18 protein-coding genes are annotated in these 21,487 nt (G+C 44.0%); 12 read left to right on the top strand and 6 right to left on the bottom strand.

The annotated features are described in order from the left end of the window. Nucleotides 1-17: 17 nt before the first annotated feature. The 3 genes from ACNKW2_RS00310 (at nucleotide 18) to ACNKW2_RS00300 (ending at nucleotide 3,517) form a co-directional block, all read left to right on the top strand. Nucleotides 18-1,895: a hypothetical protein gene (locus ACNKW2_RS00310; protein ID WP_419146760.1), complete on the top strand. Its 1,878-nt coding sequence runs from the start codon at nucleotides 18-20 to the stop codon at nucleotides 1,893-1,895. A 162-nt stretch (nucleotides 1,896-2,057) separates the two neighbouring features. Continuing rightward, entirely contained in the window at nucleotides 2,058-3,257 is a 1,200-nt protein-coding gene (locus ACNKW2_RS00305; protein ID WP_419146759.1) for an RsmB/NOP family class I SAM-dependent RNA methyltransferase, read from the top strand. Nucleotides 3,258-3,265: 8 nt separating this feature from the next. Then, a complete protein-coding gene (locus ACNKW2_RS00300) occupies nucleotides 3,266-3,517 on the top strand; it encodes a DUF2999 family protein (RefSeq protein ID WP_419146758.1) in 252 nt (83 codons plus the stop codon). A gap of 38 nt (nucleotides 3,518-3,555) precedes the next feature. On the opposite strand, the gene ACNKW2_RS00295 is transcribed toward ACNKW2_RS00300, so the two are convergent. Next, on the bottom strand, nucleotides 3,556-4,551 hold the full coding sequence (locus ACNKW2_RS00295; RefSeq protein ID WP_419146757.1) for a WD40 repeat domain-containing protein: 996 nt from the start codon (nucleotides 4,549-4,551) through the stop codon (nucleotides 3,556-3,558). Nucleotides 4,552-5,520: 969 nt separating this feature from the next. On the opposite strand from ACNKW2_RS00295, the gene ACNKW2_RS00290 reads away from it, so the two are divergent. Continuing rightward, nucleotides 5,521-5,763, top strand: a complete 243-nt coding sequence (locus ACNKW2_RS00290; protein WP_419146756.1) for a hypothetical protein — start codon at nucleotides 5,521-5,523, stop codon at nucleotides 5,761-5,763. Between the two features lie 78 nt (nucleotides 5,764-5,841). Here ACNKW2_RS00290 and ACNKW2_RS00285 read toward each other — a convergent pair whose 3' ends face one another. From ACNKW2_RS00285 to udk, 3 genes are all read right to left on the bottom strand, one after another. After that, nucleotides 5,842-6,384: a dienelactone hydrolase family protein gene (locus ACNKW2_RS00285; RefSeq protein ID WP_419146755.1), complete on the bottom strand. Its 543-nt coding sequence runs from the start codon at nucleotides 6,382-6,384 to the stop codon at nucleotides 5,842-5,844. Nucleotides 6,385-6,583: 199 nt separating this feature from the next. Further along, nucleotides 6,584-7,807: a NupC/NupG family nucleoside CNT transporter gene (locus tag ACNKW2_RS00280; protein WP_419146754.1), complete on the bottom strand. Its 1,224-nt coding sequence runs from the start codon at nucleotides 7,805-7,807 to the stop codon at nucleotides 6,584-6,586. 12 nt (nucleotides 7,808-7,819) lie between these two features. Continuing rightward, on the bottom strand, nucleotides 7,820-8,449 hold the full coding sequence (gene udk / locus ACNKW2_RS00275; RefSeq protein WP_336565313.1) for a uridine kinase: 630 nt from the start codon (nucleotides 8,447-8,449) through the stop codon (nucleotides 7,820-7,822). A gap of 296 nt (nucleotides 8,450-8,745) precedes the next feature. Between udk and ACNKW2_RS00270 the strand changes: the two genes are divergently transcribed. From ACNKW2_RS00270 to ACNKW2_RS00250, 5 genes are all read left to right on the top strand, one after another. Further along, the gene (locus tag ACNKW2_RS00270; protein ID WP_419146753.1) at nucleotides 8,746-9,960 is read left to right on the top strand and encodes a phosphopentomutase; all 1,215 of its coding nucleotides are present in this window, start codon (nucleotides 8,746-8,748) and stop codon (nucleotides 9,958-9,960) included. Between the two features lie 10 nt (nucleotides 9,961-9,970). Continuing rightward, the gene (gene deoD, locus ACNKW2_RS00265) at nucleotides 9,971-10,672 is read left to right on the top strand and encodes a purine-nucleoside phosphorylase (RefSeq protein ID WP_336565311.1); all 702 of its coding nucleotides are present in this window, start codon (nucleotides 9,971-9,973) and stop codon (nucleotides 10,670-10,672) included. Between the two features lie 271 nt (nucleotides 10,673-10,943). Further along, nucleotides 10,944-11,915 (top strand): hypothetical protein, encoded by a 972-nt coding sequence (locus ACNKW2_RS00260; RefSeq protein WP_419146752.1) that lies wholly within the window; start codon nucleotides 10,944-10,946, stop codon nucleotides 11,913-11,915. Between the two features lie 263 nt (nucleotides 11,916-12,178). Then, nucleotides 12,179-12,922 carry a ferredoxin--NADP reductase gene (locus ACNKW2_RS00255; RefSeq protein ID WP_419146751.1) on the top strand — a complete coding sequence of 248 codons (744 nt, stop codon included), beginning with the start codon at nucleotides 12,179-12,181 and terminating at the stop codon, nucleotides 12,920-12,922. Nucleotides 12,923-12,931: 9 nt separating this feature from the next. After that, nucleotides 12,932-13,822, top strand: a complete 891-nt coding sequence (locus tag ACNKW2_RS00250; RefSeq protein WP_419146750.1) for a hypothetical protein — start codon at nucleotides 12,932-12,934, stop codon at nucleotides 13,820-13,822. Here the strand turns inward: ACNKW2_RS00250 and ACNKW2_RS00245 are convergent. After that, a complete protein-coding gene (locus ACNKW2_RS00245) occupies nucleotides 13,800-14,678 on the bottom strand; it encodes a tetratricopeptide repeat protein (protein ID WP_419146928.1) in 879 nt (292 codons plus the stop codon). The two genes, ACNKW2_RS00250 and ACNKW2_RS00245, sit on opposite strands and share 23 nt — an antisense overlap. A 125-nt stretch (nucleotides 14,679-14,803) precedes the next feature. Between ACNKW2_RS00245 and ACNKW2_RS00240 the strand changes: the two genes are divergently transcribed. Further along, nucleotides 14,804-15,490, top strand: a complete 687-nt coding sequence (locus ACNKW2_RS00240; protein WP_419146749.1) for a substrate-binding periplasmic protein — start codon at nucleotides 14,804-14,806, stop codon at nucleotides 15,488-15,490. A 141-nt stretch (nucleotides 15,491-15,631) separates the two neighbouring features. On the opposite strand, the gene ACNKW2_RS00235 is transcribed toward ACNKW2_RS00240, so the two are convergent. Beyond that, nucleotides 15,632-16,543, bottom strand: a complete 912-nt coding sequence (locus ACNKW2_RS00235; protein ID WP_419146748.1) for a histone deacetylase family protein — start codon at nucleotides 16,541-16,543, stop codon at nucleotides 15,632-15,634. A 193-nt stretch (nucleotides 16,544-16,736) separates the two neighbouring features. Here ACNKW2_RS00235 and ACNKW2_RS00230 point away from each other — a divergent pair, with 193 nt between their 5' ends. Together ACNKW2_RS00230 and ACNKW2_RS00225 are read left to right on the top strand one after the other, a co-directional pair. Next, nucleotides 16,737-19,505 carry a methyl-accepting chemotaxis protein gene (locus tag ACNKW2_RS00230; protein ID WP_419146747.1) on the top strand — a complete coding sequence of 923 codons (2,769 nt, stop codon included), beginning with the start codon at nucleotides 16,737-16,739 and terminating at the stop codon, nucleotides 19,503-19,505. A gap of 149 nt (nucleotides 19,506-19,654) precedes the next feature. Continuing rightward, complete coding sequence (locus tag ACNKW2_RS00225; RefSeq protein ID WP_419146746.1) at nucleotides 19,655-21,124, top strand: hypothetical protein; 1,470 nt, start codon at nucleotides 19,655-19,657, stop codon at nucleotides 21,122-21,124. The last annotated feature ends 363 nt before the right edge of the window (nucleotides 21,125-21,487 follow it).

The following is a 21,487-nucleotide window of genomic DNA, read 5'->3' as shown; positions in this document are numbered from 1 at the left end:
CGGTATAAGGAAATATTATGAAAATGACAATAAATCTTGTGAAAATATCGACTCTGTGTCTGCTATTGACCGCATGCGGTGGAAGCAGTGATAAGAGTGATATTGATACGCCAGCAGATAACCAAACTCAGTATACTGTGAATATAGATGTTTCCGGTGCTTCGTCTGCGGTTAAGTTCAGCTGGCTCGGGGATAGCTATAACTTAACCAGTACTCAGGTTTTAACAAAAACAGCGGCGACCTACCAGGCCCCGACTTTTGAGCACCCAGAGCACCATGTATGTGAGAACAGTCATGAGCAAATATCAGCAACTGAGTACTCCTACTCTATTAGCTGTGAAGCCGAGACGTTATGGCAATTGACTGTAGATATGGCTGGCTTTGCAGAAGAGGTCTCTTTCGCTTGGTTTGATGAAGAGTACCAAGTTAACAATGAGCAAACCTTGAGTCATTGGTCGTTAGCTTACCAGCCTCCCAGCAACGTCCATTTCAATAATGAACAGTGTGACTTCAGCGAGGAGCAGTTGTCGCCATCTCATTATAATTTAGTTGTTAATTGCACTCCCGATCATGCCATGGTTAAGGTGCCTGAGTCGTTACCTTATGCCGTCACTGTGATGGTGGCGGGAGAGGAGTATGAGTTCCATGAGGCAGGCGAGTTTGAGCTTGATAAACCTTATAATATCAGTGAGTTTGAATTAGTTCGTGTTGCGGGTGCTGCAGAATGTAGCTTAAATAGCAGTGATGAAAATACGTTTCAGTTAAGTTGTTTAGAATATACCTTAATCGATGGCGATAATGGCATCATGCTGCTATTTTCGGATGGCACCACCAGGGCTTTGGCTGGTAGTGAATCAAAGTCGTTAATTTCCCCCATTGTATTTCATGATGATATCGCTTGGTTTGTCAGCTCTGATGGCATTGAACGCATTGATAGTGAAAATACTCTCGTGCTTGGCTCTTTGATTGCACTTGATGGCGCGCTGGACATGGATTTTAGTAAAAGTAATGGCGTTTTGTCAGGGCTAAAGTCTGATGGGCTTTATCGTTATGGCGATAATGGCTGGGTATTACAGCAGCCCTTTGTAAACTTGGATGTGCTGCCAGACTTGTATCGCTCAGGGCCTTTATTGTCGGTTGAGTTAATGGATGAAAACCAGCAAGCACAGATTTATCAACATCACGATAGCAATAGCTCGGGCACATTTACTTTTGATGAGCGCTACCACAAAAGTACCGCGACAGGTGTTTTGCACAACAATGGGGTTGGCTTAATGACATTTTGGACTGAAGATAAGCGCATAGGCTATCAATTAGCTGTGAGTTCAGCTGCACACATCGTGGACTTTATCGAGGCTGATACCAGCTCAAGTATTTGGCAAAATGCAGACGCTGAGCAACAACTGGTCAGGGTATTTTCAGGCGCTTTGCAGCGCTTGGAAGAAACCTCCACTATGAACATAGAGTGGGTTAGCCAGTTTGCAACTCAGGCCAGCGAGGTGGTTGCCATGGGGGAACTGCTATGGTTAGGAAAAATAGAGGCAGATAGTGGCTTTATGATGCTTGAGGAGGTTAGAAATCAGGAAGAGGAATTGCTTGCGCAATTACAGTCACAGACATCATCTTCCGCGTCATTTTATACCCAGTTTCATTTTGTTGACTCTGAACAGACTAAAAGCCTGTTACCCACTGAGGAAAGGCTAGGGTGGACACTGCTTTGGCAAGCCAATAACGAGAGTGCACTTGGTAATATTTATGCTACTGATGGCAGCAAGTTATTGTTATTTAAAACTGGGCAGACGTTGCAGCAGTTGGGTGCATATCAGGTCAATGGCGTTGCTACACGTTTTATAACTATTAGTAATGGCTCTACCTCTGTCATTGTGGAAAAATAATCACGACCGCTGGATTAAAGGGGGTTATGTTTCACCCCCTTTACCATTATTGTTAGCTAGTCGATGAGTAAGCTTTGGTTTCAGCTAAAAATCATAAACTCTAATTGATGCCCGGTACTTAGCAGGCTAAAATAGCCCTTTAGCAATAATCGAGACCGCATCGTGTCTATTACCCGTTCGTTAGTTCAAACTCTGTCTGAGTGCATTGAAAATGTGCTAGAAAGTTCTCCTCATGCCGATAAGGCATTAACACAACTATTGCACAATAATCCTCAATGGCAGCTTGATGAGCGGCAGTATGTGGTCAGTAATTACTATCATATTTTTCGTTTTAAGCGTTTGCTGGAATACGTGCAAGAACAAAATGGCATCAGCCGCGATGGTTTTGGCTATTGGTTAACCGCGCAAGTTGTTACGCAACAAACATTGCCAGAATGGTTAGATACCGAGACTTATGATTTCGATGCGCTAAGTGCATCTATTGAAACTGCTCCTGAGGCGGTGAAATTGTCTATGCCGGACTGGTTGCATGAGATTGCTCAAGCACAGCTTGGTGAACAGTGGTCAGATATTGCTATGGGGCTAAATCAAAGCGCCATTCAATATATTCGTCCTAACACCTTAAAGTGCGATCTTGAAAGCTTGCAACAATCTTTGGCAAAAGAGGGCATTACGGTTTCTCAGGTGCAACTCGATAGCCATATTGCCTTGAAGGTGGAGTCGAACAGTCACTTATTCCGTTCCCAAGCGTTTCAGGCCGGCTGGTTTGAAATGCAGGATGCCGGCTCGCAGCAAATCGCACCATTTTTACAGGTGAAACCTGGTCATAAGGTGGTGGATGCTTGTGCTGGCGCGGGTGGTAAAAGTCTGCACCTAGCCGCGATATTAGAAAATAAAGGCCGCTTATTGTCGCTAGACATACATGAACATAAGCTTGAAACCCTAAAGCAAAGAGCTAAGCGCGCGGGTGTTCATGTAGCTGAAACGAGGGCGATCCAAAACAATAAGACCATCAAGCGCCAAAAAGAGAAATTTGATCGGGTGTTATTAGATGTGCCTTGCTCTGGCCTTGGTGTATTAAAACGTAACCCAGATACTAAGTGGCACTTGAATTCGCAAAATTTAGACACACTTATTGCATTGCAAAGCGATATTTTGCAGCGCTATAGTCAAATGTGTAAGGTGGGCGGCAAGTTAGTGTATGCAACCTGCTCTGTTTTACCTGCAGAGAACGAACAGCAAGTGCAACAGTTTTTAGACCATAATCCCAACTGGCAATTAGAGGCATCGCTGAGTTTATTGCCTGGCATAAACACTGAATTCGATGGCTTCTATGCCGCCCGATTAGTAAAAGTAAGTTAGGACATATTATGAACCCAATCATTGCGTTACTGAAAGAGCATGATATTTCAGATGAGCAAATTCAAACGGTATTTGGCCAGTTAACTGAAAACCCAATGATGGCAATGGGCACCATTCAGCAGCTGGGGATCCCACCGGAAAAGCTGCAACAGTTAATGGCCCTAGTGATGCAAAACCCAGCATTGATCAAAGAAGCCGTGGATGAACTCGGTTTAGACTTTGCCAAGGTTGAGGCGGCAAAAGCGCAGTTAAAGCAATAACTGCCTAGCCACCTTAAGTGCGGAGTAATGGCTCCGCGCTACCAGTCAAATAAGATCTGTTGTAAATCCCACCTCTCTAATACCCCATCAGAGCTAATCGTGGTGAGCACATTGCTATTAGAAAGCTGCAAGTCGTAAACGGTACTGCCAAGGCTTAATTGCGCAATAGGCCAGCTGATTATTTCTTCTCCTGAACTAACCTGCCACAGTGACATATGCGCTTTTGAAGAGCTAGTTAACAGGTATTTATCGTCAGCCACAAAGGTGGCCTCACGGAAAAACTTAAAGCGCTGAATATAGTCTAATGAGGTTAAGTTATCGCCATTCTCAGCGGAAATAATATGTTGATCGGCAAGGGCATCAGAAACAAATAGCTTATCTTCCGCCTGCGATAGCGCAAGGCTTGTGATGCGATGAGGTAAGGCATAATCAAATAGCATTTGCTTGCTGGCAATGTCGACTTTCTTAGCATGGCCATCAAGGGAAGCCGAATAAACCACACTGAGGTCGCGGCTAAATATAAGCTCCGTGATGCTGCTTTCATGTAAGGCTAATTGAGATAAGCTTTGCTGTTTAAGATTCAATAGCTGGGCGCTGCCATCGTTATAACCGAGCATGATGAGGTTTTCATCGGATGACCAAATCACTTTTGTGACACTGATATAACTGTCGCGCTGGGGCAGTGCGAAGGTAGTGAGTTCATCAGAGTAGAGCTGCCAAATGGTGAGCTGTTGATCCGATACACTCAAAATACTGCGTTTTGATGGCGCAATAAAGGCGGCGCGAAAGTATAAGTTAAACTTGCTGCCCTCAATCTGTTTGATAATTTCTTGTGTGCTGTTGTCCCATACTTGCAGTAAATGATCTTCAATCAACAATAATGTCAGCGCGCCGTCATCAGACAGTTGCGCTGCTGAAATAGGTAATTGTGTTAATTGTAGCTGCTGTGTTGGCCTAAACGACTGTTTTTTCCCACATCCTATGACAACTGCTGTGGCTACAATAAGCCATAGTATGACTTTGAAGGTTTTCATAACCACTCCCAACATTTACAGTATTGTCAATGCGTACTGTTATTAATCGACCAACTTTATTATCGGCATTAAACTCAATTGTTAAAGTAATATAAACCCAGATATCTAGTATATCCAACTATTGCCATTCACAGTGACAAGTATAGTTTATAGATATTATTTTATTGCCTTGTTGTTAATTTTTGGTTGATTTCACTTGGTTTGGTTGTTAGATTGCCTCCCGCTTTTGTACCCGAGAGGGGATGGTCAAGAAAGTAATTACTGTTTTGCTGTTGCAGTATTCACTAGCACTGCTAATACCGACAGTAAAAGCTTAGGTTGGAGTGCTAAGGGCAGAATCTTTGTGACGCAATCATAGCCGTTTCAGATGTCTTAAAAACGGGGCATGTTTTTTCTAGTAAAGATGTATTGATAACCGTTGAAGAGCAAGGCTCAGCTGTTTTTGAAACAACCTTTGGCGGTTATCTTAATAACTACTGGCTGCCTTGTGATGGTTACCCTGAACAGTCAAGTCAACTCGTGCGCTGATACTGCTTTGCGCTTAGGTGGCTTTTTAGCACTGCTATATGTAAAACCAAAGGATCAGTTTGTACTGGAGGTGGGGGCTCGTATTGGAGCAAAGTTCACCCTTGTCAAGATAGGCCTTAACACTAATAGGGAGAGACTCTCCTTTTTAACTCAAGAGTAACTTCTATGCGGTTTGCATTCTTTTTTATCATGTCCATGTTGTACTGGCGTAGTCCCAATCACAGCACTGAAATCGGGGTATTCACGCTTATACTTATCTCCCCTGTTTTGGCAGTGCTATTAACAATACTATGTTGCTACGTTTGGGATAAAACATACCAAGAAATGTGCCCACTGGTATTTATGCTGCTACTTTTCGTGAATGTGTTATATAGCCCTGTTCCAGACATTTACTATGTGCAATATAACGCTGTGCTTAGCCTTATAATTTATGCAGGGCTAATGGCCACCTACATTTTTAAAAAACAACAAGCGCTTTGGGTCTCTTTAATCACAGATATGACTGCTACAGCAAAATATGGAATGATATCAGGGACTATTGTTTTTATTATAGAGTTTGTATTATTTCAGCAAATAGAAAGTACTATCTCAATGTTACTTGCTAACCTTGCAGTCTCTTCTCTAGCCTGCTTTATCATTTTAAGCGCTATCACCTTCTGCACTAAACAAAAGAGTGATCAGTAATCCCATCGCAAAGAAGCAGCTCATTTGGTCTGCTTTTGCCAGAATGCTGAGTTGATTTTTTATGTGTTTACTCAACATCTAGCTTTGTCTTTCGCTGTGAGCATTTTGCAATAAAGGCATTAACTGAGTTACTAATATTCCGGGTTGCGCAATCGATGAAATGGCGTCGTGAGGGCAGTCTATACGTTGTTTATGTAGCAAAGGACTTGCTATCACTTGCTCGTAAAAGTAGCGTTCATCGTTAGAAAAGAATGCAGTCGTGGGCACCGTGGGAGTTAAATGCAAATGATCTCTAATGCGCGAGCCAAACACGCAAATACATTGCCTTATGGGTAAATCAGGCATGGCAGCAAGTTGCCACGCCGAGGTAGCGCCAACGCTGAAACCAATGACCACCACAGGCTCTTGAGCGGCTTGTAATGTGGATCGCGCTTTAGCGGTCAAGTTATCAATAGAAGAAACTCGTTTAAAAAACGCATATTGCGATTCATTTGAACGTTTACCCGCTGCTTGTTGCCCATGATATGGAGTGAGGTAGTCAGCTTCAGAACCTAAGCTATCGGTGAATTGGCGAATATAGTCAGTATCGCCATGAATATCAGAGATAACTAAATACTTCATGTAACATTCCCTTTGCCGTACAAAGGGTGATAATGACTAAGGATGAGTTGGCAGTCAAGGTAGAAAAAAGCGAGCCATAGAAACGATAAAAGGGCCATAAAGGCCCTTTGGTGAAGTATCGTTCAGTTAGTGTGGTTACTTTAACCCCTTAAAGCAACCAACCAATTGTTTTGCAACTGCGGCTTATCTCAATAAGTTTCTAAGCTAGCGAGAGGAAGAAACCTGCAATTGCTGCACTCATGAGGTTAGCCATAGACCCTGCTAACACTGCTCTGAGCCCCAGGCGCGCGATATCCTTTCTTCGACTTGGCGCCATACCGCCAAGCCCGCCTAGTAAGATGGCAATCGACGACAAGTTAGCAAACCCACATAACGCAAATGTGACAATGGCTTGTGTGTGTTCACTTAACGCATCGCGATAATTCATATAATCTAGGTAAGCAACGAACTCGTTAACTACCAATTTCTGGCCGATAAAACTACCTGCCGTTACGGCTTCTGACCAAGGCACCCCGAGCATCCAAGCAACAGGAGCAAAGACATAGCCTAAAATTTCTTGCAACGTCAGTGTTGGGTAATCGAATATTCCGCCCACACTGCCTAATAAACCGTTTAACAATGCAATTAACGCCACAAAGGCTAGTAACATAGCACCTACATTCAATGCTAAGTGCATACCACTTGATGCCCCTGATGCCGCAGCATCAATTACGTTAACCGGTTTATCATCACCGCTGTCGACCTCTTCGAGGTTCTCATGCGGTTTTTCGGTTTCTGGCACAATCATTTTGGCCATTAAGAAACCACCTGGAGCGGCCATAAAGCTGGCTGCAATCAGGTACTTTAGCTCTACGCCAATAGCAACATAGCCCGCCATTACGGAGCCCGCTACCGTTGCCAAACCGCCAACCATAACTGCAAACAATTCTGATTGCGTCATCTTTGGAATAAACGGTCTGACTATCAAAGGCGCTTCAGTTTGGCCGACAAAAATGTTGGCAGTAGCTGATAGCGACTCTGGTCGTGACGTTTGCAACAGCTTTTGTAAGCCGCCGCCTAAAATTTTAATAATCCAGTTCATGATGCCAACGTGATATAACACGGCAACAAGCGCTGAGAAGAATACGATCACCGGCAGCACCTGGATCGCAAAAATAAAACCTAACGAGTCTTGTTGAGCCAAAGGCCCAAATAAAAAGCTAATACCGTCATTGGCGTAGCTAATCACTTTCGCAACTGCGCTAGACATTGCAGCTAAGGCATTTTTGCCCGCTTCAATAAAGAGTACAAAGCCACCAATAAGGACTTGCAGTAAAAATGCAACGCCAACGGTGCGCTTATTTATAGCACTGCGGTTTGTTGAAAACGCAAATGCTACGCCTAGGAGCATCATCATGCCCACTAAGCTCATAATTGTTGTCATGCCAATTTCCCGTTATTCTTGTAGCAAATATTTTATTTTACTTTTAATAATATCAATCGCAACGCGATTCATACCACCACGGGTCACAACTAAGTCGGCATTATGCTTTGAAGGCTCGATAAACTGATAAAACATCGGTCTTACCGTCGCCTGATATTGTTCTACCACAGAGGACAGGCTTCTACCCCTGTGCTCTATATCTCTTTGCATACGACGCAGCAAACAAATATCTAAAGGCGTATCAATAAACACCTTTATATCAAACTCTTCACTTAATGCAGGATCACTTAGCAGTAATATCCCCTCTACGATTAATATCTTAGCAGGATTTACTATTCGTGTTTTATCGCTACGTGTATGCTGTCCGTAGTCGTAGGTCGGAACCTCTACAGATTCACCTTGGCGAAGCTTAGTTAAATGCTCGCGTAATAACTCGTGTTCAAACGCATCAGGATGATCGTAATTCGTTTGAGTACGATGCTCTATAGGCAAATGCGATTGATCTTTATAATAGGCGTCCTCTTCGATCACCGCGATAGTGCCCGAGGCCAGCTCGTTAACTAATTCGTTGTAGATCGTTTGACTGAAAAGAGACTTACCAGACGCAGATGCGCCAGCTATAGCTATAATAGTTCGTGTCACTAAAGTTCACACCCAGCAGTTGTTTATGTTGGAAGATCACAATAGCAAAAAAGACACGATTAATCTCTTTTGCCTCGCTTAATGAGCAAATTTAACTGGTTTAGTGTACTCAAAACAGGACTTATGTCCTCTGGAGACATTTTGCAAGATCGACGATTTTCGTGAAACTTATGACTATTTTATGACAGCGGACTTATGTCCTGTACGATTTTTTGAACCAAACATAAAGTAACCAACGCTTGTGGTAATGATGTATTTATAACAAATTTCAGCCACGGCGTATAAGAGAGGTATCTATGGCAAGAGCAATCATTTTAATGGCAGATAGCCTAGGCATTGGCGCAGCACCAGACGCTGAAAAGTTTGGTGATGCAGGTGCTAATACTCTCGCTCATTTATTGCAGGCTTATAAAGAAGAAAAAGGGCAAGCATTAGACTTACCTAACCTAAGTAAGCTTGGCTTAATCGCAGCGTGTGAAGCTGCAGGAAAAAAAGAGTGTGCCGTGGCACAAAATATTGAACCAAGCGCGGCTTGGGGATATGCAAAAGAATTATCAAGTGGTAAAGACACGCCGTCTGGCCACTGGGAGATGGCTGGGGTACCAGTGCTGTTTGATTGGGGTTACTTCCCTAATACTAAGCCATGCTTCCCACAAGAGTTTATTGATGAGTTGTGCAGGCGAGCAGACATCCCAGGTATTTTGGGCAACTGTTATGCTTCGGGCACAACAATTTTAGAACAACTGGGTGAAGAGCACATGCAAAGCGGTAAGCCGATTTGCTACACCTCAGTTGATAGCGTCTTTCAAATAGCCGCTCATGAGCAATCGTTTGGACTTGACAAGCTTTATCAAGTATGTGAAATCGCACGGGCACTGCTTGATGAAATGAATATAGGACGAGTGATTGCGCGGCCATTTATAGGCACCTCGAGTGCCGACTTTATTCGAACCGGTAATCGTAGAGATTACTCGGTGTTGCCACCAGCGCCAACGGTGCTAGATAAACTAGCCAGTGATGGTGGTGAAGTGATCAGCATAGGTAAAATCGCGGATATTTATGCCCATCAAGGCATTACGCAAAAGCACAAGGCACCTGGCTTGCTGAACTTACTGGAAAAAACCAGTGAAGTAATGGCATCGGCACCGGACCATAGTATCGTATTCACTAACTTAGTGGATTTTGACGAGAAGTTTGGTCACCGCAGAAATGCTGTTGGCTACGCCGAAGCGCTGGCACAGTTCGACGCTTTTTTACCAGAGATCATTGCGAAATTGCAAGCAGATGATTTGCTGTTAATTACCGCTGACCATGGTTGCGATCCAACCGCGGAAGGCACTGACCATACGCGCGAATATGTGCCGGTATTGGCATATACCCCGGGTATGGACAATACTCCTTTAGGAGAGAGACAAAGTTTTGCTGACATGGGTCAAACACTTGCCCAGTGGTTTGATTTAGACGCAACAGAATATGGTGAAGGCTTTAAAGCCGCAATTAAGCCAAATTAAAGGAAACATTATGAGCACGCCACACATTAGCGCAAATCCAGGTGATTTTGCAGAAACCGTATTAATGCCAGGAGATCCACTACGCGCAAAATACATTGCAGAAAATTTCTTGGAAGATGCTCGTCAGGTCACTGATGTTCGCAACATGTTTGGATTTACAGGCACCTATAATGGAAAGCCGGTAAGCATCATGGGCTCTGGTATGGGGATCCCATCCATGTCGATTTATGCTCGTGAGCTCATTGTTAGCTTTGGCGTTAAGAACCTTATTCGCATTGGTACCTGTGGTGGTATCAGTCAAGACATTAAAATCCGCGATGTCATTTTTGCACAAGGTGCCAGCACTGATTCAAACGTAAACCGTGCCCGCGTACGTGGTTATGACTTCGCCGCGATTGCTGATTTTGGCTTGCTTGAGAATGGTATTAATGCTGCACGTCGTCTTGGTATTGAAGCAAAGGTTGGTAATGTTTTTACTACTGATACTTTTTATCAAGCCGATGGTGATTTTTACAAAGAATTAGACAAGTTAGGTGTCATGGCGGTAGATATGGAAACCGCTGGTATGTATGGCGTTGCTGCTGAGTATGGCGCTAAAGCAATGGCACTGTTTACTGTCAGTGACCATGTTATTACTGGCGAGGCAACGCCAGCTGAAGAGCGTCAAAGCACCTTCAATGAAATGGTTAAAATTGCACTAGAATCAATTTAGTCCTAGATATAAAAAGTTCCTTGGTAACGTAATCGCAGAGTTTTGGAGACACGCCTAAAACAACGCGAATCACACCCAAAAAAGCCGCTTATGCGGCTTTTTTTTTGCCTGTTACAAAAGTCAGCATAGTGACGTATGTTGCAACTTAACCTCATGGTTTATAATTTAATCTAGCTTTGGGTTTATTTTTTCTCTGCGAGGGTGATGTATCTGCACTATGTTGATAGTGCCAAGAGAGTGAAAACAAGTAGATTAGGGAGTGGCACACTAGATGATAGCAACCATGGTTTTTAGCTTTATGCTTGGGGTAACCAGCCTCAGCAACAGTGTGTTTTTGACTTTAGAAGACCTTGCCAAAAATGACCCTAAACAGGCCGTGCAACTTTACCAACAGACCCTCAAAAGAGAAGACTTATCGCTGGTACAACTTTATCGCTTGCATTATTTAGCCATCAGAGCCAGTGCACAAGTCTATGATAACAAAACCTTAATATCGGCAATCAATGAACTGAAAAAGCCTCAATACAGTGAGCAGGTGAGCGAAAATAAAGCCAAGATCCTTAGTAATATTGGCGTTGCTTATCGTCTACGAGAACAAAACAAAGCAGCCGTTACCTATTACCGCTGTGCCTTAGAGCTGGCTGAAAAGCGCCAATATAAATCGGCGATTAAAATTAATATCGCCATTGCTTATACTCGCATGGGGCAACCTGCTATTGGCTATAACTTACTCACTGGCATTGAGCAACAGTTTTTACCTGACTTTATGCGTGCCGGCCTGAGTACAGCATTGGGCAATGCAGCCACAGCGATTGGCAAGATTGATCAGGCGCTGCAACATTATAATCGCGCCATTGAGCTTTACGCTAATAGCAACAATCAACGCGCCATTAAGCTGGTGAGTTTAAATAGTGCCGGGCTTTACCTGATTAACCGCGACTTAAATGCCTATGAACAGGCTATGGCAACCCTTGCAGACGATGAAGAGATCAATCAAACCAGAGCAAATTACCTGACATGGCTGCGAGAGGTGGCTAAGCAACTGGTGCAGAGTCCAAATAGACAGACTTTAGTGCTTAGCGACACAATGGCAACGGCATTACAACAAGTGGCGTCTGAGACCTTTGCGAATATCGTTAACGCTCATATTGCAGCATTTGATATACCGACTGTTGCAGTGCAAGAGCAAATTCCCGAACGAGATCCTTTACCTCTGAACTTAACGCCACAGTGGTGTCAATAGTGGCACCACTGTAAATCTTTCCCCTTTAAGTGACTGAAGTAAAGCAAATAGTGGTTATCGGCTGTGGTGCCGGGAATACAATAGCAAAGCAGCTGTCTCACCAACATGCCAACTTCATTACTTTATCGTGTTAATCAACCCAAAGGGCTTAAGTTAGCGCGTTAGTACAAATAACAGAATTTGTTGACAAACACGGCCTTTTTGCCATGGTTTAAAGTGCTAACCGCCAGTATTTGATGGTGTAAATAGAATTGGAGGAGGTTATGGCGCAATGGGTGAAAGGTGAAATTGTTGACATCATACATTGGACCGAGACGCTATTCTCAGTCAAAATTAAAGCCGATATTGCACCGTTTAAAGCAGGGCAATACACCAAAATTAGCTTACAGCAACAAGGTAAGCGCGTAGCTCGTGCCTATTCTTTTGTAAATCCACCGCAAAGCGAGCTGTTGGAAATTCTATTGGTGGAAGTGCAAGATGGCCAACTGACTCCGCCATTACACCAACTTAAAGTAGGTGAATACGTTGACATTGCCCATCAAGCAACCGGCTTTTTTACCCTGGATGAAATCCCACCTTGTAACGTTTTATGGATGATAAGTACTGGCACGGCCATAGGGCCTTTTTTGTCTATGTTGGATAGCGAAGATGTCTGGCAGCAGGCTGATAAAGTAATCTTAATCCATGGAGTTAGAACTAATGATGACCTCTGTTACCGCGAAAAATTACAACAGTTAGCACAAAGCCGTGACAATTTTGTCTATCAACCTTTGATCACCCGAGAGCCGCCAGAAGCCGGAGGGTTAGCAGGTAGAGTCACAGACTTAATTGAAAATGGCGTGCTGCTTCAGCATCTTGGCTATGAGCAATTTCCCGATCATAGTCATTTTATGCTCTGTGGCAATCCAGATATGGTCAAGTCTTGTAGTGCACAGCTGCAGCAAATGGGCTATCAACGGCACCGACGGGCCAAGCCTGGACAAATCACCGTAGAGCAATACTGGTAAGGGGTTGTTATGCAGTGGTTAATCTTGTTTTTTGGACTGCTGATAAGTTTTATTGCCAAGGCCGAGCCCATGGTGATCCGAGTAGTGGATGCCGCAACCATTAATACATCGCCACAAAACGCTTACTTTTTGTCGGCATTACGCTTAGCACTGGATAAGTCGCAAACAAAATATGGCGAGTATTGGCTAGAGCCCATCGATGTGCCGATTAATCAACTAAGGCAATTCAAAGAATTAGATAAAGGTAATGTAGACGTTTTTTGGACAGTGGCAACTCCCATGAGGGGCGCACAGGCATTGACGGTCAACATTCCACTGGCTTTTGGCAGCTTTGGCGTCAGAGTATTAGCGCTAAACAATAGCGACCAAGCTGACTTAGCTACTGAGCCCCTTGCAAAGTTAAAGCGCTACCCTGTATTACTAGGCGAAGATTGGCCCGATGTCAGAGTGTTTGAAGAAGCGGGTTTTACCGTGGTAAAAGAAAACAACACTAAGGCAATGTACCACCTGTTAGCACAGCAACGTGGACACCTCTTTCCTCGGGGGGTAATTGAAATACTCCCAGAGCTGACGATGCTAAACCAGCGCCATGTTGGGTTTTTAGCAAAAAGGGTGTTGGTTTATCCGGCGATGGTGACGTTTTACGTGAAAAAGGGCAACTTAGCACTGCACCGGCGCTTACGTTATGGGTTGTCTTTGGCAATGCAAGATGGCAGTTTAGCCAAGCTATTCTATTCCAGTCCATTTATGCAGCAGGCCAAACAGAATATTGAACTGTCAGAGGCTGAAGTACATTACCTCTCCAGCCCCCTTGTTTCAGAGTCGCAATACCCCATAGGCTTAATTAAGCAGCTGCAATCACAGCTGTTGCTGCGACCTAACTATTCACCAAGTCGTTAAAGCTTTGGTTGTCAGCTAAGCTTGCAAAAGCAGGTTCATGTTGTAATTCATTCTTTAAGTTCGGTGCATATTCAAGTGCCATGCGAATGTCGGCCATGGCATCGGCATGCTTGTATAGCATGGCGTAAGCACAAGCTCGCTGCCAGTAGGCATAACCATAATCGCTGTCTATTTCTAACGCTTGGTTACATAAATCAATGGCAGTATTAGTCTCACCGAGTTCTAGTAAGGCATCCGCTTTATACGCAATTGCTTCGACATCTTCCGGTTTACGATTCAATATTTCATCATAAATTTCAATTTTTGAGTTCATGTCACTTTCTAGGTTGGCGCGCATCCACAGTGAATGTACCTCGTTGGTGATGGATATTTTCTTCTGGTTATTGAGAATTTCTTCAGAGCGTTCTCGGAGTTTTTCTTCCAGTAGCAATAACCTTTCTTCATATTCATCGGTGATGGTACCCACACGCTGGCTGACAATATCCTCAACCTTGCTTTTTATATCCCTAAAGGAAGTCCAACCAACAACCACAAGTATGGAAGCGGCGGCGGTGATTAAAAACAGCACATTATTAACGGTATCTGTGGTGTAGGTGATAGCGCGATCGGCTGTTTCTAATTGCGAGTGGCTTATTTTACGCTCAATGTCGGCGCGCAAACGCATTTGGTCTTCTCGTACTGCCTTAAGTTCGTCTAGAATATAGCGTTCAATAAGGGGGCGGTACATGGGCTCTCTCAGATCAGATACTGCTTGTTGTTGCTGAGCTTGAGTGGGTTTTTCATTGGCGCTAGATTGCTGTGCGTTTACTGCAAAACTTAACGCGACGAGTAATATAATAAGTACTATGCTTCTCATATTGGTGGTTTCGAATTTCATTTTATCGTATGGTGCATCAGTTGTTGGCTAAATGCAAAACCTCATCTAAAAACAACTCATTAAGCGGCGCTTTTTTTGCTCTCGTGATGCTGCTGGGGCTGACATTGAGTGCTCGTGCGTGGGCAACCAAACTGTTAGTAGTTACCGAGCAGTGGCGGCCTTACAATTATACCAATGAGCAAGGGGAAATAGTCGGTCGCGCCACCAAAAAGATTAAACAAGTATTAGAGCAAGCCGGGATCGATTACGAAATAAAAATGTACCCTTGGGTGCGTGCCATGAAGGTGGCTCAGTCGCGTCCCAATACCATGATCTATTCAATTTACCGAAACCCAGAACGTGAAGCGCTATTTGAATGGGCATGCCCTTTAATCCGGCCGGTTGGAGTGTACTTTTTTAAACTCGAAGAGCGCGATGATATTGCCATTAATACCATTGAAGATGCCAAACGCTATGTCACTGCGGTGGTGAAAGGCGATTCTTACTACGAACACTTTACAGCTAATGGTTTGCAACCTGGAGTGCATTTAGACGTTTCAGCCCAGCCTGCGCAATTTGCTAAGCTGTTAGTGGCGAAGCGTATTGACCTGCTCGCGGGAACCGAATACACCATGAGTGAAACCATGAAGGCATCAGGATTTGACTACGATATGGTAACGCCGATTTACGAAATTAAAAAAATCACCCAACAGCGTGCCTGTGCTGCATTCAATCTAAATTCCAATCCGAGTATGATTAATAGGTTTAGGCGGGCCTTGGCAGAGCACAACAAAAAATTTGTAGGGCCATAAAAAAGCTAAAGCGCACATAAAGTGCGCTTTAATAGTGCCATCGTGAAGGGGGGATATCCAAGAGTGCGTCTTGTGACTGCACCGTTCAAACCCTTCGATAATAGTAAACGTGGCAAGATTGTATTTGGATCAAAAAAAATTTTAAATTTTTGCGGCTTGTTGTACAACTAAGGCATGGCGCTTGGCCAGGCGTTGATGATCTTTGTCATAACCACCACCGATAACGGTAGCCACAGGAATGCCATGGCGCTGACACATGGATAATACTAAGGCATCGCGCTTAGCTATTCCTAACCAGGAAATATCGAGCTTACCTAAGCTATCTCCTTGCCAGACATCCACACCGGCATCATAGAGAACTAACTCTGGGTTCAAATCACGTATCAAGGACTCTAACGTATGGGCGACAATATCTAGATACTCTGTGTCTGTGAGGCCAATTTCAAGGCCAATGTCTAAGTCACTGCTGTGCTTACGAAAGGGGAAGTTCTTTTCGCAGTGAATGGAACATGTATAGATATAGGGGTGGTGCTTTAGCATCGCCGCCGTGCCATCACCTTGGTGAACATCCAAATCAAATATTAAGACATTATTGACGCGCTGCTGCGCAATCAAGGTAGTGGCTGTATAAGCTAAATCATTCACCATACAAAAGCCTGAACCAAAGTCATAATGGGCATGATGGGTACCGCCAGCAAGGTGGCAAGCAACTCCATGTTGCAATGCCAGCTCGGCGGTTTTAAGGGTACCAAGGGGGGCGGTAAAGGTTCTTGCCATTAAGGGTTCTGACCAAGGTAACCCGATCCTGCGCATGGTTTTGGAGTCAAGTTGGTTACGCCATAAATCCCACAAATACTGCTCACAATGAACCGTCTCTAATGGTGTTGGTGAGCCAACCTCGGGTTTGTAAAGGTTGTTATGGACGAGCCCTAGTTGCTGCACTTCTTGAAACAAGCGCGCAAACTTACTCATAACAAAGCGATGGTTAGGATCAAAACTAAATGAATAGTTTGGATGGTATACCAAAGGCAGGTTTGGGTTCGCTGAAACCACTTTATTCCTCAACTGATGCAGGGAGCACGGTTGGTGCCAGTGTAGCAATGGCAATATCGGTTAGGCAACTTGGCCTGTTACCTTGTTATGGGGTGATGTCGCTTGAGTACATTTGCGGTACTAGGTTTGTGGTAACGTATTTCGTGTCCTATCTTTAGCTGTAATAAACTGTTCATAATAAAGGATTTCGGGCATGAAAAGCGTTAAAGCGAAGTTACTTACGGCCGTTAGCAGTGGCTTAGTTGTGCTACTGGTGGCTGCTATTTCGACGGTGTTTGTATTAAAACAAGTGGCAAAGCAATACGATGATTTGATCAGTAAAGAGTTGGCCGCCCGCGAGCAAGTCAATTTAGTGCTCGAAGACTTTAAGACGCAAGTACAAGAGTGGAAGAATGTGTTGTTGCGTGGCAGTAATGCTGAACAGTTAAATAAATACTGGCAGCGCTTTGAAAGCAAAGAAGCCAGTGTGCAATCGCAGCTTACGCAGTTGTTACAGCGCTACGCTTTACCGCCAAGGCTGGAAAACGAGATCCAGTCTTTTCAACAAGAGCATCAGCAGCTCGGCGACAGGTATCGGCAAGGCTTAGAGCGCTTTAAACAGTCAAACTTTGATGCTCGTTTGGCGGATCAAGCTGTAAGTGGAATTGACCGTCGCTCGAGTCAATATTTGCTGCAAATAAATCAACAAATAAATGACTTGGTCAACAGCCGCGACGCCGAAATCACCAAATTTAAGTTAACGGTAATCAATTGGAGTATTGCTGCACTTATTATTATTGCGCTTATCACTCTCGCTTTACTAACCTGGTATATGCAAAAGTTGATCACAAAGCCGATAAACGAGGCTTCAAGCACTGCCAAAGCCATTGCTAATGGCCGCTTTGATAATACTATTGCCGTCACCAGTGACGATGAAGTTGGAGATCTACTAGCCAATTTAAATAAAATGCAAGACAGTTTGCGCGAGGCCACTGAACGCCTTGAGCAGCAGGCCGCTGAAAGTCTACGTTTGCGCTATGCGCTGGATAATGTCGCGGTGCCCGTATTGGTGGTTAATGATGATAACCAGGTAATATACATTAATGAGCGATGTGAGAAGTTAGTTGCTAAGTATCATCAAGCGTTATCGCTGCCCTCATCACTGCTAAATCAACCACTTCCTCAGGCCGTTGTAGACAGTAATACCCAGCTGAGTAAGTCGAATACTTTGACGACCCCGCTACAGTGGCTCTGGCACAATAATGGGGTAACCCTTGAAGTGATCGCAAGCCCAGTAAGCGATGACTCAGGTGTAAGGCTTGGCACCGTATTTGAGTTCGAAGACTTAACTCTTGAAAAGCAAGCGCAGCAACAGGTGGAAGGGCTCATTGCGGCTGCAGCCGATGGCCGCTTAAGTGAGAGAATAGATACCACGCATTATCAAGGTTCCATGGCTGTTATTGCCACTGGGTTAAATCAGCTATTAGAAGCCGTTGAATCACCCATTGAACAAACCAAAAATTATTTAGCTCAGCTGGCTAAAGGAGACATACCAGATGCCATCAACGGTGACTTTAAAGGCGAGTTTAAAGAAATAAAGCAGGCACTTGAGCAAGCCACCGCAGCACTTAATTTATTGTTAGATGATACCTCTAGTCTGGTTACCGCAGCCAGTGAAGGAAAACTTTCACAACGTGCCGATACCAGCAAACATCGCGGCGAATTTCGCAAAATCATTGTCGGTGTTAATGCAACCTTAGATGCACTGAGTGCACCTATTACGCTAACCACAGCTTGCCTAGACAGTTTGGCTAAAGGAGAGCAGCCGGAGCTCAGTAGTGAGGGCTACAAAGGCGACTTTAGGTATATTTATGACAGCTTACAGCTATGTTTAACCGCGATAAATAATATGGCTGCTGACACGGCTGTTTTGGCTCAGGCCGCTAATGATGGTGACTTACATCAGCGCGCAGAAGTGAGCAAACATAAGGGGGCTTACCGCAAAATTATTGCTGCCATGAATAACACCCTTGACTCCATTGAGGCGCCACTCAAAGACTGTATGCATGTGATGGAGGGGTTGTCGCAGGGAGATTTAACTCGACAAGTCAGTCGGAATTACAATGGTGATTTTGCCTTATTGAAGCAGTCAGTGAACAGCAGTGTCGGTAAACTGGCTGAGATGATGCAACAATTGATGGCGATGGCGGAGTCCATCACGGTGTCGGTGCAACAAATTACCTCTGGCATAGAAGAGCTGAGTGAGCGCTCGTCATCACAAGCCGCTTCAGTAGAGGAAACTCGCGTTTCAATTGGCGAAATATCGGAAACCGTTCATTCTAACGCCACTAATGCCAAAGCCGCCGAACAGTTATCGGTAGAAGTGAACCAACAGGCAACACAGGGCGGAGAGGCGGTCAGCTCGACGATTGCGGCCATGGACGAGATCACCCGTAGTGCCAGAGAAATTCAAACCGTTATTGAGGTCATAGACTCCATTGCTTTTCAAACCAACCTATTGGCATTAAATGCTTCGGTTGAGGCCGCTCGGGCAGGGGATAAGGGCAAAGGCTTTGCGGTGGTGGCTTCAGAGGTGAGGGAGCTGGCATTAAAAAGTGCCAGCGCGTCTAAAGACATCGCAGCACTGCTTTCTAGAAGCGATGTTAAAGTGGAGCAAGGAGCCAAGCTTGCAGCCGAATCTGGAAAAACGTTAAACACCATTATAGCCAGTGTAAGTACTCTGGCATCGCAGGTACAAACCATTGCTGATGCCAGCGATACTCAATCCAGTGGTATTGCACAAATTAATTTGGCCATTAAGCAAATTGATGAAATCACGCAAAAGAACAATACTCTAGTGGAAATGACCAATGCCTCCGGGATCACTTTGCTCACCAAAGCCAATGAGCTTAGGGAAATGGTCGAACAGTTTGATACCGGTAAAGCTAACAACAACTCGTTACAAGTGGTGAGTAATAGCTAAACTCATGGCAGCAAGCTGAATAGCAATTGGAGAGTTACATACAAATAAATGGTGTGTTATGGGGTGAGGTTAAAAAGTAATCATTCAATAGTGCAATTTATTGTATTAGGCTGTATGTTTAATAGGAACTTCAAAAAAGGAAAATTTATATGAGTTTTAGAAGCTTAGTCGTTTTTATTATGGCAACTTTAATGAGTTTTTTTAGCCATTCGATGACATTAACGCAATTACATCAAATCGATAAAGGTAAATTTATCGTTATTGGTGAAATGCAGTCGGATCCAGTCGTCCAGATTACCTTAAAGAGGAACAAACGCGGTGAGCTTAAACAGCTTGATAAGAGTAGGGTAACCTGGAGTAAAGCCACGCATGGTTTGGTAATTGAGCTCGATTCCCCCTTTATACTTCATGAATTCAATGAGCAAGGGATAAATTACAGAGCAGAAGTATATCAGTTGGATGTAATTCCAAATACATCAGCAGGTGATAATGTAGCCTATGTTTTTAAGCAAAGGGTTATACGCACAGACACCAAAGAGGTATTAGAGACGCGTTCGCAAAGACACCAAGGCCAACTTTTAGATAAGACTCAATTGGATAACTGGAATTTGGATTTAACGGCAGGTACATGGTCGATACCTCAGGTAGATTACATTGCTTATCCAGATGCTAAAATCGATGCCATGGCCTCAGCCGAGGCGACTTTCTTTGCAGGTGGCAGAGGGCTGATGTACCACCATGATCAGCATATTAGTGAGTTCAAGTGGCGAATTAAAGGTAATCGTCTCATAGTAATGTATGGTCGTGATAATACGAAACATATTCTCCAGCTTCAGATCATAAAAGCGATAGCAGACAAGGGATGGCAAGTGGTAATGGATGCTCGCAGTGATGATGGTGCGCCATTTATTCGCAGTGGCTTTATGCTTAAACACCAAGGCTTGTACTTTGATTATGATAATACGGTGGGGAGTTGGCACGCCAATAACGTTCAGTATGACTACTATCAGGATCACCTATACGTACCTAATGTTGCGCATCCAGGAAGTAAATGGGCGTTTACTTCTACAGGTGAAATCACGCGGGAAAAGTTGGTGCACCCTGTGCTTGGTACTGTAGCAACATGTCCTGATAATAGTTGTTATGTGTCCTGCGAGTTTAAATTGAAGTTACTAGCCACTGAGGGTGATGTATTGTATGTTCGTCAGACAATGAATGCTGAACTTGAGCCCCAAGGAGCCCTGTATCCTATGGGTCGCTGGATTTTGAAGTTTGACTTCGAGCCTCGCAATGGTGTGCAAGAGTTTAGTCATAGTTGGTTGAATAATAACAGAATTATAATTGAAGAAGATGGAGAGTCTAACGCGTACTTCTTTATGGCAATGCCCAATGCTCAGGGAGAGCTAGATTACTTATTCGCAAAAGGCCAGCCAAACAACATTCAGGGTCACTTTTCTGTGGTAGCAGGTAAACTGCATTTAGATACCCGGTTTGGCACGCAAATATATGAAATAGAAGAATTTAATCGTGATTCTTTAGATGTTTGTCGTTATCAAGCCGGAGCGGATTGCAGTGAAGGCAGTAAAATGACAATGCGACTAAATATTGGCTTACAATAATACTGTAAGCCAATTTAAATACCTCTTAGAGTGGCTGCCTTTTGCTTTAGCCACTCCAAAGCTTAGCCTTTATACACTAGATGTGACAATAACTCGTATGTTGCTTTGATACGTTTGATGGATTGCCTCTTTGGTTTTCAAAAAGCATCCAGCGGCCCAAATAAATCAAGCCCCTGAAAGCCATCCGCCATAAAAGAGACTTGCTTTCTAGTCATGTTCCTTCCCTACTCTGTTACCTTACTTAAAAGCCTACCGCAAAAAGGCATGGCAGATAGCGCTTTTTTTCGACAAAAAAAGACATGGATTATCAAAGGCAATGAGCTAAAAAAGACAAGCAATGAATAAAGACGAAACTAACATTAA

Origin of the sequence: Pseudoalteromonas 'SMAR' (genome assembly GCF_048515945.1) — a bacterium.
Lineage (GTDB): Bacteria > Pseudomonadota > Gammaproteobacteria > Enterobacterales > Alteromonadaceae > Pseudoalteromonas.
The sequence above is the reverse complement of the archived record's forward strand: the minus strand, read 5'-3'. Positions and strand labels throughout refer to the sequence as shown.